We start from the raw sequence: 16681 nt of genomic DNA on the forward strand, positions 1-16681 counted from the left end.
TGGCGCGACGCGGACGTTGCAAAAAACGCTGATCGGAAAACCGGATTATGGATGTGTCGCGCTGGCCTTGTGCCGTGTGCGGGTTCAGGGTTAACCCGGGTCGGCGTGCGCCCGCAGTCAAACAGTTTGTGCACGCCCAACACAGCAGCCGGCGCCCGCCCTGCCTACGATTCACGCCAGTACACCTGCCGATTGAAGCCACCACAAAGGAGACACACCATGGTTCAGCAAACACGACGTCAAATCATCAAAGGCACGGCCGCCGCAGTAGGCGCCATGGCCGTGGCGCCCGGCCTGCTGGCCCAGGCGGCCCCGGTCCGCGTGGGTTACGCCATGGCGCGCACCGGCCCCTGGACGGGCGGCGCGCAGGTCAGCCAGGAACCCAATTACCTGCTCTGGGCGGAGCAGCAAAACGCCGCGGGCGGCCTGAATGTGAAAGGCGTCAGGCGCCGCATCGAGCTGATCAGCTCGGACGACCGCAGCGATGTGGAAACCTGTGTGCGCACCTACGAAAAACTCATGGGCAGCGACAAGGTGGACCTGGTGCTGTCGCCCTGGGGCAGCAATGCCAACTTTGCGGTCGCGCCGCTGGCCAACCGTTTTGGCTATCCCTTCTTGTCGCCGACCGCGCTGTCCAAACGCCTGGTCGAGATGAAGCTGCCTTACTTCTTCATGCTGCTGCAGCAACCCAAGCCCATGTGCGATGCGCTGGTGGACATGCTCAAGGCCAGCGGCGCAAAAACGATGGCGGTGGTGTATGTCGACGACCTGTTCGGCCTTGAAAACTACGCCGCGCTGAAGGTGGCGCTGCAGGGCAGCGGCATCAGCCTGGTGGAAGAAAAAAGCTATCCCGCAGGCGTGAAAGACCTGTCGCCGGTGCTGCGTTCCATGAAGGACAAGAACCCCGATGCGTTTGTCGGTTTCACCTATCCGCCGGAAACCATTCTGGCCAGCAAGCAGGCCAAGGAAGTGGGTTTCAACCCGAAGTTTTTCTACGCCTCGGTGGGCACCGCCTTCCAGCTGTACAAGAACGTCATGACGCCGGCCGGCGCCGAGGGCGTGCTCGGCATGGGCTCGTGGAACAGCAAGACCAGCCCCGGTGCCAAGGCCTATTTTGATGCCCATACCCAAAAGTTTGCAGGCAAGGAACCCGACCGCTGGGCCAGCGGCGCCTGCTGGGCCGGCCTGGAAATACTGACCGATGCCGTGGCCAAAAACGGCCTGGACAAGAAGGCCATCCGCGACTACATCGCGGGCAACACACACAAGACCATCATCGGCGATATCAAATTCACAGGCACCGAGAACACCGCCACGCCGGGCACGGTCAGCCAGTGGCAGAACGGCGAGTTTGAAGTGGTGTGGCCACAGAAACTGGCGACTGCAAAACTCAACCCGGGCAAACCGGCCTGGAAATAGGCCCTTCATCCCTTCCTTCAACCGCCCACCGTTCGGGCCGAGCCTGTCGAAGCCGCTGCGCGCACTTCGACAAGCCCGGTGCGAACGGGCGTTTTCTTACCCATATGTCACTTTCTGCCTGGCTTGAACTCATAGCCTCCGGTCTGATCACCGGGGGCATCTACGCCGTTGTCGCGCTCGGCCTGAACCTGCAATACGGGCTGATGCGCATCCTGAACATCGCGCACGGCGAGTTCCTGATGGTGGGCGCCTACCTGACGTGGATGGTGCAGACCTCCTTCGGCCTGTCGCCGCTGCTGATGGTGCCGGTGTCGTTCGCGCTGCTGATGGCGATTGGCGTGGCCGTGCACTGGCTGTGTTTCCGGCGCCTGACGGCCACCTCGCCGAATCTGGACATCTTCGAGGCGCGCGGCCTGATGGTCGCGTTCGGCCTGATGTTCCTGGTGCAGAACCTGGTCTCGCTGATCTGGGGCGGCGACCTGCGCGGCTACGACTACCTGACCGAGCCTGTGAAGCTGGGTGATGCGCAGTTCGCGGCCAACAAGTTGCTGGTGTTCGGCCTGGCGCTGCTGTTCAGCGGCGCCCTGATCGTGCTGCTGAAGATGACCTTGCTGGGCAAGGGCGTGCGCGCGCTGATGCAGTCGCCGGTGGGCGCGCAGCTGGTGGGCATTGACACCAAACGCCTGCATCCGCTGATGTTCGGCATAGGCCTGGGGCTGTCGGGTGTGGCCGGTTGTCTGTTGTCCATGGCCTACACCATCAGCCCGTCCATGGGTGAGCCCTACACCGTGACGGCGCTGATCGTGATCACCCTGGGCGGTTTCGGCAGCATGAGCGGCGCGCTTGCGGGCGGCCTGCTGCTGGGCGTGATCGAGGCGCTGGGCATGCATTTCACCAACCCTTCACTCAAGGCCCTGCTGTCCTACAGCGTGTTTATTGTCGTGCTGCTGTTGCGCCCTCGTGGCCTGTTTGCGAAATAAAAAGAAAAATGAAAGATAAACAAATCCTGTTTCGTGACTTGTTGCTGTTGCTGGCATTTGCCGGCTGGGCGCTGGCACTGCCGCACTACGGCAGCGAGTTTGTCGTGTCCATGGCTCTGACCTGCCTGATGTATGTGGCGCTGTCTTCCAGCTGGGCGCTGTTTTGCGGCACCTCGCGTTACCTGTCGCTGGCGACCTCTGCATTTTTTGGCATTGGCGCCTATACCGGCGCACTGGCGCTGGAGCAGATGCCCTGGCTGGCCGCCATTGCGCTGGGTGCCGGCATTGCGGTTGTGGTGGCGGTGGTGATGGGCGCGGCCGTGCTGCACCTGCGCGGCACCTATTTTGCGGTGCTGACCTTTGGCATGACCGAGCTGATACGCCATGCCATCAGCTACTTTGAAAAACAGGTGACGGGCACGGTGGGCCGGGTGCTCATGGTGGTGCCGGACCGCGACACGATTTACCTCACGGTGCTGGGCCTGGCGCTGCTGGCCGTGCTGGTGTCCATCCTGGTCAGGCGCCACCGCTTTGGCCTAGCGCTCATGGGCATAGGGGCTGACGAGCAGCGCGCCCAGACCCTGGGTGTGAACACCCGGCTGGTCAAGATTGCCGGCTTTGCATTGACTGCCGCATTTGCCGGCGCCGTGGGCGCGGCCATGTCGGTGCGCTGGACCTACATAGACCCGCACACGGTGTTTAACCCTTTCATTGGTTTCCAGACCGTGCTGATCGCGCTGATAGGCGGTGCGGCCACCTTGTGGGGGCCGTTGATTGCGGCGATTGTTTTCAGTGTGCTGGCCGAGACATTGCGCCTGCAGGCACCGCAGCTTTATTTGATGAGCCTGGGTGTGCTGCTGATCCTGTCGGTGCTCTACCTGCCCGGCGGCCTGGCGTCGCTGCGCGGCAGCACTTTCAGGGACTGGGGGCGCGACATGCTGGGCAGCTTGCGCAGCCTGTTTGGCCGGCAGGAGAAAAAAGATGTCTGAGGGCCCGGAAATCCTGTTTGATGCCAGGGACGTGACCGTGCGTTTTGGCGGGCTGACCGCGGTGGACGCCGTGAACGCGACCTTTCGTGCGGGTGAACTGGTCGGCATCATCGGCCCGAACGGGGCCGGCAAGACCACTTTTTTTAATGCCATCTCTGGTGTCACGCCGACCACCTCCGGCCAGTTGATGGCCGGCGGCCATGCGCTGACGGGCAAGGGGCCGCACCGCTTTGCCGCACACGGGCTGGCGCGTACCTTCCAGACGCCGCGTGTGTTTGCAGACATGTCGGTGACGGCGAATATTGAATTCGGGCTGGCGTTTGCCGGCCGCCGCAGAACGGCCTCCTGGCTGCTGCGCGATGCGTCCAGCATATTGGCGTTGACAGGGCTAACGGCCCAGGCCGCTTTGCCGGCTTCCAGCATCACGCCTTCGCAGCAGCGCCTGCTGGAAATCGGCATGGCGCTGGCCACGCGGCCGCGCCTGCTGTTGCTGGATGAAGTTGCGGCCGGGCTGACCGAGGCCGAGGTGGAGGCCATGGCGCAACTGATTCGCCGCATGCGTGACGAGCTGGACCTGACGGTGGTGTGGATAGAGCACGCCGTGAGCACGCTGCTGCGCCATGTCGAGCGTGTGATCGTGTTGCACCAGGGCCGCAAGATCGCCGACGGCACGCCGGCCGAGGTGGTGCGCAACGCGGAAGTGATAGAGGCCTACCTGGGCGATGAAATGTCCGAACCCCAGCCCGCAACGCAGGGGGCTGCAGCATGATGTGGAACCCTGAACCCTTTGTGCTGGGCGGTGATCCGCGTGCGCACCTGCAGGTCAAGGGACTGAGCGCGGGTTACGGCGCCTTCCTGGTGCTGCGCGACCTGACGCTTGAAATCAAACCCGGCCTGACCGTGATCCTGGGCCCCAACGGTGCCGGCAAAACCACGCTGCTCAAGGCGCTGGCCGGGCTGATCGCTCGGCAGGGCGAGGTGCTGCTGAACGGTGAAGATCTGCCGCTCAAGACCAACGAAATCGTGCAACGCGGCGTGGCACTGGTGGCCGAGGGCCGCCAGCTGTTTCCGCAGATGAGTGTCACGGAAAACCTGGAGCTGGGCGGCTGGCTGGTGCCCAAGGCCGAACGGGCACGGCGGCTGGAACAGGCCTTCAACGACTTCCCGAAGTTGCGCGAACGCGCGCAGCAACTGGCCGGCACCATGAGCGGTGGTGAGCAGCAGATGGTGGCCGTGGCCCGCGCCATGATGAGTGCGCCGCGTTTGCTGATGCTGGATGAGCCCTCGCTGGGCCTGGCACCGCGTATGGTGGACGAGCTGCTGGCGATTGCCGGGCGCATCGCAGCGGCCGGCACCACGGTGTTGATGGTTGAACAAAACGTGAAAAAAGCGCTGGCAGTGGCCGACCGCGGTTATGTGCTGGAGCGCGGCACGCTGGTCGCCAGCGGCCCGGCAAAACTGCTGGCGCGCTCCAGCGTGATCCGCGAGGCCTACCTCGGTGCTGAAAGCCCGCGCAAGAGCACCACCGCCGCAGCAACCGCATCCATCACCGCTGCCTGAGCGCAGCCGCATTTTTTTGAAACCAAGGAGTTCACCATGTCGGATTTGTCCATGCTTATCAACGGCCTGAAGGTCACGGCCGAGGCGGGCGCCACCTTTGAACGCCGCAACCCGCTGGACGGCAGCGTGGTCACGCGCGCGCCGGCCTGCTCGCCCGCCGATGCGGTGCTGGCGGTAGAGGCGGCGGCAGAGGCCTTCAAGAGCTGGCGCCAGACCGGCCCAAGCGCCCGCCGCGCGCTGCTGCTCAAGGCCGCTGATGCGCTGGAGGCCAGGACGCCGGCGTTTATAGAGGCCGTGTCTGCCGAGACCGGCGCCACCGGCATGTGGGCCGGTTTTAACGTGATGCTGGCTGCCGGCATGATCCGGGAGGCGGCTGCGCTGACCACACAGATCGCGGGCGAAGTGATCCCGTCGGATGTGCCGGGCAGCCTGGCCATGGCGGTGCGCCAGCCCGCCGGTGTGGTGCTGGGCATGGCGCCGTGGAACGCGCCCGTGATCCTGGCTGTGCGCGCGATTGCCACGCCGCTGGCCTGCGGCAACACGGTGGTCCTGAAGGGCTCGGAGAACTGCCCGCGCACGCACCAGCTGATAGTGGAGGCCTTCCAGGATGCGGGTTTTCCGGCCGGTGTGGTGAACTACATCACCAACGCACCGGCCGATGCTGCTGCCGTGGTCGAGGCCATGGTGGCGCACCCGGCCGTGCGGCGTGTGAACTTCACCGGTTCCACCCGGGTTGGCCGCATCATTGCCATGACCTGCGCCAAACACCTCAAGCCTGTGGTGCTGGAGCTGGGCGGCAAGGCGCCCATGGTGATCCTGGATGACGTCAACATCGACGATGCGGTGAATGGCGCGGCATTCGGCTGTTTTGCCAACAGCGGGCAGATTTGCATGAGCACCGAGCGCCTGATCGTGGACCAGAAGGTGGCCGACGAGTTTGTGAAAAAGTTTGTCGCCAAGGTCAATGCCCTGCCGCTGGGTGACCCGCGCAAGCCCGAGCCGGTGGTGCTGGGCAGCGTGATCGGCATGAACACGGTGGAGCACTGCAACGCCCTGATTGACGACGCGCTGGCCAAGGGCGCGAAGCTGGTGTGCGGCGGCAAGGCCAGCAACACGCTGATGGCGGCCACCGTGCTGGACCACGTCACACCGGCCATGCGCATGTACCACGAGGAAACCTTTGGCCCGGTGAAATGCCTGGTGCGTGTCAATGGCGTGGAAGAGGCCGTGGCCTGCGCCAACGACAACGAGTATGGCCTGTCGTCAGCCGTGTTCGGCGGCGATGTCGCGCGCGCCTTTACCGTGGCGCAGCGCATTGATTCGGGCATCTGCCACGTCAACGGCCCGACGGTGCATGACGAGGCGCAAATGCCGTTTGGCGGTGTCAAGGGCAGCGGCATGGGGCGTTTTGGCGGCAAGGCCGGCATTGCGGAGTTCACCGAGCTGCGCTGGATCACCATCCAGACCACGCCGCGTCACTACCCGTTTTGAGAAGGCACGCATAAATCTGCTGCGCGAACCGATCTTGCGCCTGTGATGCTCGCCGTACGTGAGTACGGCTGCGCTTCTCGGCACAAGCTCGGCTCGCTCGCTACGATTTCTGCGCGCCTTCTTCGCTTTCTTCAGGCCGGGGCGGTGTCGCACTCCAGCTGCATCAACCAGGCCAGCGCCGCAGACGCGCTGGCGCCGCACATCTCGGTGGACGGCATCAGCTGGCCGCACACCGCCGGCCGTTCGGGCTGGCCGAAGATGCGGCACTGGTTGGCTTCGTCCAGCTGTATGCAGCGCACACCAGCCGGCTTGCCTTGCGGCATGCCGGGGATGGCTGAGCTGATGGAGGGCGCGATGCAGCAGGCACCGCAGCCGGGACGGCAGTTCATGGGTGGTTGGGTGCTATAAAAACGATAGCTTGCCGCGCGCATTGTTGCGGGGCCAGGGCCCAATTTGACCATCAAAAAGGCAAGTTTGGGCGCGTGGGGGCTTGCAGCAGGCTCAGTCCGGTTTGATTTTGGCGCGGCTGGCGACCATCTTCCAGCGCGCCTGTTCGGTCTTGATAAAGGCCGCGTACTGTGCGGGCGTGTCGCCCACAGGCTGGGCCGTGTCGCCGCGCAAACGCTCGGTGGCCAGCGGGTTGCGCATGGCCTTGCTGCAGGCTTCTGCGATTTTGTCTATGGCGGCCTGCGGCATGTTGGCCGGGGCATTCAGGCCGTACCACTGCGTCATCTCGAAGCCGGGGTAACCGCTTTCGGCCACGGTTGGCACATCGGGCAGTTGCGGCAGGCGCTCCTTGGTGCCGGTGGCGATGCAGCGCAGCTTGCCGGACTTGATGTGTGCCAGGATGGCTGGCGCACCCACGCTGGCGGCGTCCAGGCGCCCGGCCAGCAGGTCGGTGAGCTGCGGGCCGGTGCCGCGGTAGGGTACATGCAGCACAAAGGTATCGGTGACCATCTTCAGGTATTCAAACGCCAGGTGACCGGCGCTGCCGTTGCCGGCCGAGCCGTAGTTGAGCTGGCCCGGTTTGGCCTTGGCCAGGGCGACGAATTCCTTGAGGTTTTTGGCCGGCACACTGGCGTTGACCACGTACAGGCTGGGCACCTTGGCCAGCAGCGAAATGGGCTTGAAGTCCCGGTTGGTGTCAAACGGCAGCTTGTCGAAAATAAAGGGGTTGACCGCAAAGGTGCCTATGTGGCCGAGGATGAGGGTGTGGCCGTCCGTCGAGACGGCGCATTCCTGCATGGCGATGTTGCCGCTGGCGCCTGGCTTGTTTTCGACAAACACCGTCTGGCCCAGGCTTTTGGATAGCTCGTTGGCGGCGGAGCGCGCGACGATCTCAGAACTGCCGCCAGGTGCAAAAGGCACCAGCAGGCGAATCGGCTTGCTGGGCCAGCTGCCTTGCGCGTGGGCCGTGCCGAGCAGCGCGGGAAAGGCCGAGGCCGCGGCCAGTACGCCGCCGGCCTTGAGGCCCAATTGCAATGCGCCGCGGCGCGTGTTCGAGTGCTTCATTGAGATGTCTCCCATTTGTTATCGTGGGGCTCAATATAGGTCCGTACGCGCGTCATCCTCCTAAGTGATTCCGCTTACGCGGCGGACGGACCGCCGCTGCCGGATGGTGCCTTACGCCGCCAGCCGCGCGCTGGCAAACAGCACCTGGTCGATCACGGCCTGCACGTTTTTGCGGTGCGCTTCATTGAGCAGCTGGTTGTCCGCATCAAAAGCTTCACCGGCGCGGCCCAGGGCAAAAGCCTTGGGGGCAACCCAGCATTGCGCATTGAGCAGTAGCGGCACCAGGTGGCTCTGCGAGCGCAGGCCGCCCAGGGCGCCCGGTGATGCGCTGAGCACGCCCACCACCTTGCCGGTGAAGGATTTGAAGCCTTCGTGCCAGGCCGGGTCGCTCTTGACGGGGCTGGAGACCCAGTCGATGGTGTTTTTGAGCAGGGCGGTGTAGCTGCCGTTGTACTCGGGTGAGCAGATGATCCAGGCCGGGTGTTCAAACATGATCTGCTTGAGTTTCATCACGTCGGGCGGCGTGCCCCTGGCTTCGAGGTCGGCGTTGTAGATGGGGATGTCGAAGTCGGCCAGTTCAATATGCGTGACATCGGCGCCGGCGGCCCTGGCCAGCTCGGCAGCCGTATGGGCCAGTTTGCGGTTGAAGGAGGCCAGGCGGGTGCTGCCGGCAAAGACCAGGAGTTTTGGGGGTGTGCTCATGGGGCCGATTTCATCATGGAATAGGCGCAAGTTTCCTGCGTCTATTGGAGTTGGGTAAAATGTACAAAATCCATATTTTTGTACAAAATGCATACTGTCCCACTCAGTGAATTCCGTGCCAACGCTTCTGCCATGCTTGACCTGGTGGAGCAGGGCGAAACCGTCCGTATCCTGCGGCATGGCAAGCCGGTGGCCGAGCTGGTACCGCTCAAGGCGGAAGAAGCCGCTGCCAAAGTGCCCAGCTGGAAACGGCCATTTGAGCCAGTGGTCTTGCCGCCCGGCGTGTCGCTATCACAGGCGGTGCTGGACGAGCGGAATGAGTCGCCATGGTGAAAAGGCTGCAGGGAGCCTATGCGGTGCAGCCCATGGCCGTCACCCGGGGGGGAGCGCGCGATGGCGAAGCGCGTTTGATGTTTGATGCATCGGCGCTGACCAAGCGCTACGCCAGCGAGGCCGGGCGGGAGCGGGTGTTGCTGTTGTTTGAAGCGGCCAGCGAGTTGCTGGTTGCGGCGCACTGCCAGACCGAGGTGGCTTCTGCCCTGCTCAGGCGCCGGCGTGACGGCAGCCTGCCTGCGCCCGAGTTTGACCGCGCGTGGGCGGCGGCGCAGCGCGATGTGGCGGACATGACGCTGGTGCCGCTGGACGCCCGCGTAGAGCGTTTTGCATTTGCGGCCATGGAGCAGGGCCCTTTGCGCGGCATGGACGCCCTGCATGTGGGCAGCGCACTGGCCACCCGCGTGGACCTGTTTGTCACCGCCGACAGGCGCCAGGCGCAAGTGGCGCGTGGCATGGGATTGGCGACGGAACTGATAGAGAACTGAAAAAGATTGAAGGCCTGATATGTTTTACCCGCAAGAATTTGACGTGATCGTGGTTGGCGGCGGCCATGCCGGGACCGAGGCCGCGCTGGCTTCCGCCCGCATGGGCTGCAAGACCCTGCTGCTCTCGCACAACATCGAGACCCTGGGCCAGATGAGCTGCAACCCGTCCATAGGCGGCATAGGCAAGGGCCACCTGGTGAAAGAGGTCGATGCCATGGGCGGCGCGATGGCACTGGCGACCGACGAGGGCGGCATACAGTTCCGCATCCTGAACGGCTCCAAGGGCCCGGCCGTGCGTGCCACCCGGGCGCAGGCCGACCGCATTTTGTACAAGGCTGCCATTCGCCGCAAGCTGGAGAACCAGCCAAATCTCTGGCTGTTCCAGCAGGCGGTGGACGACCTGATGGTGGAGGGCGACCGCGTCGTCGGTGCCGTGACCCAGGTCGGCATCAAGTTCCGCGCGCGCACCGTGGTGCTGACGGCGGGGACTTTCCTGGACGGCAAGATCCATGTGGGCCTGAACAACTATGCGGCGGGCAGGGCGGGCGACCCGCCGGCCGTGTCGCTGAGCGCTCGCCTGAAAGAGCTCAAACTGCCGCAGGGCCGGCTGAAAACCGGCACGCCGCCGCGCATTGACGGCCGCACGATTGACTTCAGCAAATGCACGGAGCAGCCTGGCGACGGCATGCCGGGCGGCATTGAAGGGGCGGTGCCGGTTTTCAGTTTTATGGGCGGCAACATTGCCCATCCGCGCCAGGTGCCTTGCTGGATTACCCATACCAATGAGCGCACGCATGACATCATCCGCTCCGGCTTTGACCGCAGCCCCATGTTTACCGGCAAGATAGACGGCGTTGGCCCGCGCTACTGCCCCAGCGTGGAAGACAAGATCAACCGCTTTGCCGACAAGGACAGCCACCAGATTTTCCTGGAGCCGGAAGGCCTGACGACGCACGAGATTTACCCCAACGGCATCTCGACCAGCCTGCCGTTTGACATCCAGTACGAGCTGGTTCGCTCCATGGTCGGCATGGAAAACGCCCACATCCTGCGGCCCGGCTACGCCATCGAATACGACTACTTCGACCCGCGCGCGCTGAAGTCCAGCTTTGAGACCCGTGCCATTGGCGGCCTGTTCTTTGCCGGCCAGATCAACGGCACGACCGGCTACGAAGAGGCGGCGGCCCAGGGCATGTTTGCCGGCATTAATGCAGCGCTGCAGTGCCAGGGCAAGGATGCCTGGTTGCCCAAACGTGACGAGGCTTACCTGGGCGTGCTGGTGGACGACCTGATTACCAAGGGTGTGACCGAGCCCTACCGCATGTTTACCAGCCGGGCCGAGTTCCGCCTGATGCTGCGGGAAGACAATGCCGACATGCGCCTGACCGAAAAGGGCAGGGAGCTGGGCCTGGTGGACGACGTTCGCTGGGATGCCTTCAACCGCAAACGCGACGCTGTTTCACGTGAAACAGAACGCCTGCGCGCCATCTGGGTCAACCCGAATACCCTGTCTGTGCCGGAGGCCGAGCGGGTGCTGGGCAAGGCGATTGAGCGGGAATACAACTTTGCCGACTTGCTGCGCCGTCCCGATGTGAACTACGCCGGGCTGATGTCGCTGGGCGAAGGCAAGTATGCCAACCCGGATATCCCGCTTGGGCTTACGGCTGTTTCACGTGAAACAGCCCTGCCGCCCGGGCTGGTCAAAAGCGTGGTCGAGCAGATCGAGATCACGGCCAAGTACGCCGGCTACATAGACCTGCAAAAGGTGGAGGTCGAGCGTGCTGCTGCGTATGAAAACCTCAAGCTGCCGCCCGACCTGGACTACCTGCAGGTCACGGCGCTGAGTTTTGAGGCACGCCAGAAGCTGGCCAAACACCGGCCTGAAACCCTGGGCCTGGCCTCCCGCATCTCGGGTATCACGCCTGCGACGGTGTCATTGCTGCTGGTACACCTCAAAAAGAACCTCTGGAAAAACAAGGTGCCGGTAGACCTATCTGCCGAAACTGCCGGTCAGGGCCAGGCATGATGGGCGGTGCTGAGAAGGATTTGCGTGCCGGCCTGAATGCGCTACAGCTGCCCTTGAGTGACCAACAGATAGGCCAGCTGCTGGATTACCAGGACCTGATTGCCAAATGGACCAGGGTCTACAACCTCACGGCGGTGCGCGATCCGTCGGAGATGATGACGCACCATCTGCTGGACAGCCTGGCGGCGGTCGCGCCCCTGGCGGCTTACCTTGACAAGGCCGGCCTGGGGCAGGGAAGCCGCCTGCTTGATGTCGGTTCGGGTGCCGGTTTGCCGGGTGTGGTGATCGCCATTTGCTGCCCGGCCATTGCAGTGAGCTGCGTGGATACGGTTGCCAAAAAGGCTGCGTTTATCAAACAGGCGGCGCTGGCGTTGAAGCTGCCCAACCTCACCGGCCTGCATGCCCGGGTTGAAAGCATTGACCAGGCATTCGACGTGATTTGCTCCCGTGCCTTTGCCTCCTTGCCCGATTTCACCCAATGGTCGGCCGGGGCGCTTGCACCCCAGGGTGTATGGATGGCCATGAAGGGCAAACACCCGGCGGACGAGCTGGCGGCGCTGCCGGCTTCAGTCGATGTGTTTCACGTGGAACAGTTGCAGGTGCCGGGGCTGGATGCCGAGCGCTGCATTGTCTGGATGCGGCAAAAAAGCGCATAACTTGCCCGGGCGACAGGCTTAAAGCCTGTTTGCCGCTCTTTATCCGGCCAGCCCTGTCGTAAACTCACAGCTCCACTTTCGGGGGCTTCCATGCTGGGTTCATTTGTCGGCGTTGCAGATTACGGCGCTTTTATTGTTGCCATCATTGTGTTTTTGCTGATTCCCGGCCCGGGTAACCTGGCGCTGATTACCTCTACCAGCAAAGGGGGCATTCCCGGCGGTTTGGGAGCCACCTTTGGCGTGATCGCCGGTGACCAGGTGCTTCTGTGGGCTGCTGTGGCTGGTGTGTCCGCCATCATGGTGGCTTACCCGACGGCCTTCCATATCGTCCAGTGGGCCGGCGCGGTGTACCTGGCCTGGCTGGGCATCAAGATGCTGATGGCCAAGCCGGGTGACGCGCCCCTGTTGCAGATCAAGCCGCACCATTACTTCCGCCAGGCAATGCTCATTACCTTGCTGAATCCCAAGGCGATTGTTTTTTACATGGCCTTCTTCCCGTTGTTCGTCGACCCGGCCCAGCACCAGGGCCTGAAGACCTTTGGCGTGATGGCTGCGACGATTGCCGTGCTGACCTTTCTTTACGGCCTGACGTCCGTCATGCTGACTTACCACCTTGCAGAGCGCATTCGCGCCAACCCGAAAATCACCAACGTCCTGAACAAGCTGGCCGGTGTGTTCCTGATCGGCTTTGGCTTGAAGCTGGCTGTCTCCAAATGAATAACAAAAATCACATGAACAACAAAATGCAATTTTTCGACGGGCCGCCCCAAGAAAAATTAGCCCCCTCGGGGGGCCGCGCCTTACACGCAGTGAAAAGCGTGGGGGCGAGGGTTCTCTGATGGCCAAAATATTCTGCGTTGCCAACCAAAAGGGTGGAGTGGGCAAAACCACAACTACGGTGAATCTGGCGGCGGGGCTGGCCAAGGTCGGCCAGCGGGTTTTGATGATTGACCTGGATCCTCAGGGCAATGCCACCATGGGCTCGGGGGTGGACAAACGCAAGCTGGAGTACACGGTGTACGACGTGTTGCTGGAGTCCGCCTCCGTCGCCGAGGCGCGCGTGCAAAGCCAGAAGCTGATCGATGGCGGCTGCAGCTACGACATCCTGGGTGCAAACCGCGAGTTGGCCGGTGCCGAGGTGGAGCTGGTCGACGTCGAGCGCCGCGAAAAGCGCCTCAAGCTGGCGCTGGCCGAGGTCGACAGCGAATACGACTTTGTGCTGATCGACTGCCCGCCTTCGCTGTCCATGCTGACGCTTAACGGCCTGTGCGGTGCGCACGGCGTGATTGTTCCCATGCAGTGCGAGTACTTTGCGCTGGAAGGCCTGACCGACCTGGTCAACACCATCAAGCAGGTGCATGCCAACCTGAACAAGGACCTGCAGATCATCGGCCTGCTGCGCGTCATGTTCGACCCGCGCATCACGCTGCAGCAACAGGTCAGCGAGCAGCTCAAGGAGCACTTTGCCGACAAGGTGTTCAACACCGTGATTCCGCGCAACGTGCGCCTGGCCGAGGCGCCCAGTTATGGCGTGCCCGGTGTGGTGTTTGACCCGTCCTCCAAAGGTGCGCAGGCGTTTGTGACTTTTGCCGAGGAAATGGTCGACCGCATCAAAAACATGTGATTTCGGCCATTTTTAATATAAATAGTGCCCATGGCCCGCTCAGGAAGCGCGCAGTGCGCTATAAAAAAGATAGCAAACAAATTTTCAGCGCATGAACCCACGCAACGTTCTGATCCTGCCCGGTTGGCAAAACAGTGGCCCGGACCACTGGCAAAGCCGCTGGGAGCGTGCGCACGGCTACAGCCGCGTGGAGCAGCACGACTGGATGCGCCCGCTGCGTGGCGACTGGATCTCGCGCCTTGAAGACGTGCTGCTGTCCTGCGATGAACCCGCCGTGCTGGTCGCGCACAGCCTGGGCTGCATCCACATCGCGGCATGGGCTGCCCATTCCAGGAACACGCATTGCGTGAAGGCCGCATTGCTGGCAGCGCCGCCCGACACGGAGCGTGACGATATCCGCCAGATGCTGCCGGGCTGGTCGCAGGTCCCGCTGCAGAAGCTGCCTTTCGAGGCCGTGGTTTTTGCCAGCAGCAACGACCCTTTTTGCAATCCGCAGCGCGCGCACCAGTTTGCCGCTGCCTGGGGCGCTGGTTTTGTTGAAGCCGGCGAGGGCGGTCACCTCAATGCCGAAAGCGGCCTGGGCGACTGGCCGCAGGCACACCATGAATTGCTGCGCTTGATGGCCTTGCCGGCCGGTGCGCTTGGGGCCGCTTCATGAAACATTGGTTTGTTCACGCCGCACTGGCCGCCACAGCCTTTGCAATCACCAGCCCCACCGTTCGTGCGGAACCGGATGAGGGCGTGCTGGGCAAGGCGCAAAACTATGCCGTGGGCACGGTAGCCACCTGGTATGACAACCCCTATCGCGTGGGCTCATGGTCGGCGCTCAAGACGGTGCCCGGCATCCGCACGCGAACCGTCGCACGCGCCGCCGCGGCCAGCCCCCTGCCTGTTGCGGTAGCCGTGCCGGCGATAGTCTATCGCTATCAAAATGTGAGCTACACACTGGCCAACTACCTTGACCGCCAGCGTGCTACAGGCCTTTTGGTGCTTCGGCATGGCGAGATTGTGGCTGAGCACTACCGTTATGGCCGCAAAGACGATGCCCGCTTTTTGTCTTTCTCCATGGCCAAGAGCGTGACCTCGCTGTTGATCGGCCAGGCCCTGGCGCTTGGGATCATTGCTTCGCTTGACGACAGGGCTGACCAATACGTCAAGGCGCTGGCGGGCAGCCCCTACGGCGCAACGACGATTCGCCAGTTGTTGCGCATGAGTTCCGGCCTGACATTCAGCGAACGTTACGACGGCAAGGACGACATCGCGCGGCTGTCGAGAGCCAGCGCCGGTGTCCCGGACGCTGGCAGGCCGCTGGACGTGTTGCGCTCCATCACCGAACGCCATTCGCCTGCGGGTGAAAAATTTGTCTACGCCAGCGCCGAGACCGACGTGCTGGGCCGCGTGCTGACGGCCGCGACCGGTAAAAATATGGCCGAGCTGACTGCTGAGTGGCTGTGGAAGCCCATGGGTGCCGAGCACGATGCGTTCTGGCGCGTCTCCAGCGACGGGCAGGAGCAATCCTTCGGCGGCTTCAACGCCAGCCTGCGCGACTGGGGCCGGCTAGGCCTGCTGCTGGCCAATGACGGACGGGTGGGTGAAAAGCAGGTGTTGCCGCGCGACTACCTGCTGGACGCCACCGACCCCGCTCGCCAGCCGGCCGCCTTCAGGCCGCGCAAGGCTACGCCCTATTTCGGCTACGGCTACCAGTTCTGGCTGCTGCCCATGAAAGAGCGCAGCTTTGCCATGCAGGGCATCCATGGCCAGACGATTTACGTGCAGCCCTCATCCGGCATTGTGCTGGTGCTGACCTCGGTCTGGGAAAGCGCCAGCGGCAAACAAAACCCGCAACCCTATGAAGAGCGCGACGCGCTCTGGCGTGGCGTGCTCCAGTCGCTGGGCGGCAGCACCGCGCCGCAGGCACCTCTTGCAGATCAATAGATAGAACAGAAAGAAACCATGGTCACGAAAAAACCAAAAGGCCTTGGCCGCGGACTTGAAGCCCTGCTGGGCCCCAAGGTCAGCGAAACCGCTACAGACGCCGAAAACGCCAGCAGCACCGCCAACAGCCCGGGCCTGCCCGCATCGCTGCGCCTGTCCGACATGGTGGCCGGCCAGTACCAGCCGCGCACCCGCATGGACGAGGGCGCGCTCTACGAGCTGGCCGAGTCCATCAAGGTCCAGGGCATCATGCAGCCCATCCTGGTGCGGCGCCTGAGCAGCGGCGCCAACGACGGCAAATACGAAATCATCGCGGGCGAGCGGCGCTTCCGTGCCGCCAAGATCGCCGGCCTGGACAGCGTGCCGGTGCTGGTGCGCGATGTGCCCGACGAGTCGGCAGCCGCCATGGCGCTGATTGAAAACATACAGCGCGAAGACCTGAATCCGCTGGAGGAGGCCCAGGGCCTGCAACGCCTGGTGAAAGAGTTTGGGCTCACTCACGAACTCGCTGCGCAAGCCGTGGGCCGTTCGCGCAGCGCTGCCTCCAACCTTTTGCGCCTGCTGAACCTGGCCGATCCGGTGCAGACCATGCTGATGGCGGGCGACATCGACATGGGCCACGCACGGGCCTTGCTGGCCCTGGACCGCGCCACGCAAATCACCGCCGCCAACCAGATCGCCGCCAAAAAAATGTCGGTGCGCGAGGCCGAAAGCCTGGTCAAGAAACTCAGCGCCGAGTTCTCCCTGAAGCCGCAAAAAGCCGCCAAGGAAAAATCCCGCGACACCCGCCGCGTTGAAGAAGAGCTGGCAGACCTGTTGATGGCCGAGGTCGAGGTGCGTATCAAAAAACAGGTCAAGCGCAACGGCAGACGCGAGGACATGGGCGAGGTGGCGATCCAGTTCAGCTCCATGGATGAGCTCAACGGCCTGATCGAGCGGCTGCGCGGCGGCAGGTAAGGCCGGCCT

General features: G+C 63.3%; 18 protein-coding genes. 15 read left to right on the plus strand and 3 right to left on the minus strand.

Annotation, left to right across the window (positions count from 1 at the left end; genetic code table 11):
• The first annotated feature begins 219 nt into the window (after positions 1–219).
• From ACFQND_RS11280 to ACFQND_RS11305, 6 genes are all read left to right on the plus strand, one after another.
• Positions 220–1419 (plus strand): amino acid ABC transporter substrate-binding protein, encoded by a 1200-nt coding sequence (locus ACFQND_RS11280; RefSeq protein ID WP_371438580.1) that lies wholly within the window; start codon positions 220–222, stop codon positions 1417–1419.
• Positions 1420–1523: 104 nt separating this feature from the next.
• On the plus strand, positions 1524–2399 hold the full coding sequence (locus ACFQND_RS11285) for a branched-chain amino acid ABC transporter permease (protein WP_371438579.1): 876 nt from the start codon (positions 1524–1526) through the stop codon (positions 2397–2399).
• A gap of 8 nt (positions 2400–2407) precedes the next feature.
• Entirely contained in the window at positions 2408–3388 is a 981-nt protein-coding gene (locus ACFQND_RS11290; protein ID WP_371438578.1) for a branched-chain amino acid ABC transporter permease, read from the plus strand.
• A complete protein-coding gene (locus ACFQND_RS11295) occupies positions 3381–4157 on the plus strand; it encodes an ABC transporter ATP-binding protein (protein WP_371438577.1) in 777 nt (258 codons plus the stop codon). The genes ACFQND_RS11290 and ACFQND_RS11295 overlap by 8 nt, the downstream gene beginning before the upstream one ends.
• A complete protein-coding gene (locus tag ACFQND_RS11300; protein WP_371438576.1) occupies positions 4154–4948 on the plus strand; it encodes an ABC transporter ATP-binding protein in 795 nt (264 codons plus the stop codon). Before ACFQND_RS11295 ends, ACFQND_RS11300 begins: the two co-directional genes overlap by 4 nt.
• Positions 4949–4984: 36 nt before the next feature.
• Complete coding sequence (locus ACFQND_RS11305; protein ID WP_371438575.1) at positions 4985–6439, plus strand: aldehyde dehydrogenase; 1455 nt, start codon at positions 4985–4987, stop codon at positions 6437–6439.
• Between the two features lie 131 nt (positions 6440–6570).
• Here ACFQND_RS11305 and ACFQND_RS11310 read toward each other — a convergent pair whose 3' ends face one another.
• From ACFQND_RS11310 to ACFQND_RS11320, 3 genes are all read right to left on the minus strand, one after another.
• On the minus strand, positions 6571–6828 hold the full coding sequence (locus tag ACFQND_RS11310) for a YkgJ family cysteine cluster protein (protein WP_371438574.1): 258 nt from the start codon (positions 6826–6828) through the stop codon (positions 6571–6573).
• 112 nt (positions 6829–6940) lie between these two features.
• The gene (locus ACFQND_RS11315) at positions 6941–7951 is read right to left on the minus strand and encodes a Bug family tripartite tricarboxylate transporter substrate binding protein (protein WP_371438573.1); all 1011 of its coding nucleotides are present in this window, start codon (positions 7949–7951) and stop codon (positions 6941–6943) included.
• 111 nt (positions 7952–8062) lie between these two features.
• A complete protein-coding gene (locus tag ACFQND_RS11320) occupies positions 8063–8653 on the minus strand; it encodes an NADPH-dependent FMN reductase (protein ID WP_371438572.1) in 591 nt (196 codons plus the stop codon).
• Between the two features lie 87 nt (positions 8654–8740).
• On the opposite strand from ACFQND_RS11320, the gene ACFQND_RS11325 reads away from it, so the two are divergent.
• From ACFQND_RS11325 to ACFQND_RS11365, 9 genes are all read left to right on the plus strand, one after another.
• Positions 8741–8986: a type II toxin-antitoxin system Phd/YefM family antitoxin gene (locus tag ACFQND_RS11325; RefSeq protein WP_371438571.1), complete on the plus strand. Its 246-nt coding sequence runs from the start codon at positions 8741–8743 to the stop codon at positions 8984–8986.
• Positions 8980–9474 carry a type II toxin-antitoxin system VapC family toxin gene (locus ACFQND_RS11330; protein WP_371438570.1) on the plus strand — a complete coding sequence of 165 codons (495 nt, stop codon included), beginning with the start codon at positions 8980–8982 and terminating at the stop codon, positions 9472–9474. Before ACFQND_RS11325 ends, ACFQND_RS11330 begins: the two co-directional genes overlap by 7 nt.
• Positions 9475–9493: 19 nt before the next feature.
• On the plus strand, positions 9494–11500 hold the full coding sequence (mnmG, locus tag ACFQND_RS11335) for a tRNA uridine-5-carboxymethylaminomethyl(34) synthesis enzyme MnmG (protein ID WP_371438569.1): 2007 nt from the start codon (positions 9494–9496) through the stop codon (positions 11498–11500).
• Positions 11500–12156: a 16S rRNA (guanine(527)-N(7))-methyltransferase RsmG gene (gene rsmG, locus ACFQND_RS11340; RefSeq protein WP_371438621.1), complete on the plus strand. Its 657-nt coding sequence runs from the start codon at positions 11500–11502 to the stop codon at positions 12154–12156. Before mnmG ends, rsmG begins: the two co-directional genes overlap by 1 nt.
• Before the next feature lie 90 nt (positions 12157–12246).
• Entirely contained in the window at positions 12247–12873 is a 627-nt protein-coding gene (locus ACFQND_RS11345) for a LysE family transporter (RefSeq protein ID WP_371438568.1), read from the plus strand.
• A 121-nt stretch (positions 12874–12994) separates the two neighbouring features.
• Positions 12995–13780: a ParA family protein gene (locus ACFQND_RS11350; RefSeq protein ID WP_371438567.1), complete on the plus strand. Its 786-nt coding sequence runs from the start codon at positions 12995–12997 to the stop codon at positions 13778–13780.
• A 91-nt stretch (positions 13781–13871) separates the two neighbouring features.
• Entirely contained in the window at positions 13872–14438 is a 567-nt protein-coding gene (locus ACFQND_RS11355; RefSeq protein ID WP_371438566.1) for an RBBP9/YdeN family alpha/beta hydrolase, read from the plus strand.
• Complete coding sequence (locus ACFQND_RS11360) at positions 14435–15715, plus strand: serine hydrolase domain-containing protein (RefSeq protein ID WP_371438565.1); 1281 nt, start codon at positions 14435–14437, stop codon at positions 15713–15715. Before ACFQND_RS11355 ends, ACFQND_RS11360 begins: the two co-directional genes overlap by 4 nt.
• A gap of 18 nt (positions 15716–15733) precedes the next feature.
• Entirely contained in the window at positions 15734–16672 is a 939-nt protein-coding gene (locus tag ACFQND_RS11365) for a ParB/RepB/Spo0J family partition protein (protein WP_371438564.1), read from the plus strand.
• The last annotated feature ends 9 nt before the right edge of the window (positions 16673–16681 follow it).

This window comes from Polaromonas aquatica (genome assembly GCF_042659145.1).
GTDB lineage: Bacteria > Pseudomonadota > Gammaproteobacteria > Burkholderiales > Burkholderiaceae_C > Polaromonas > Polaromonas aquatica.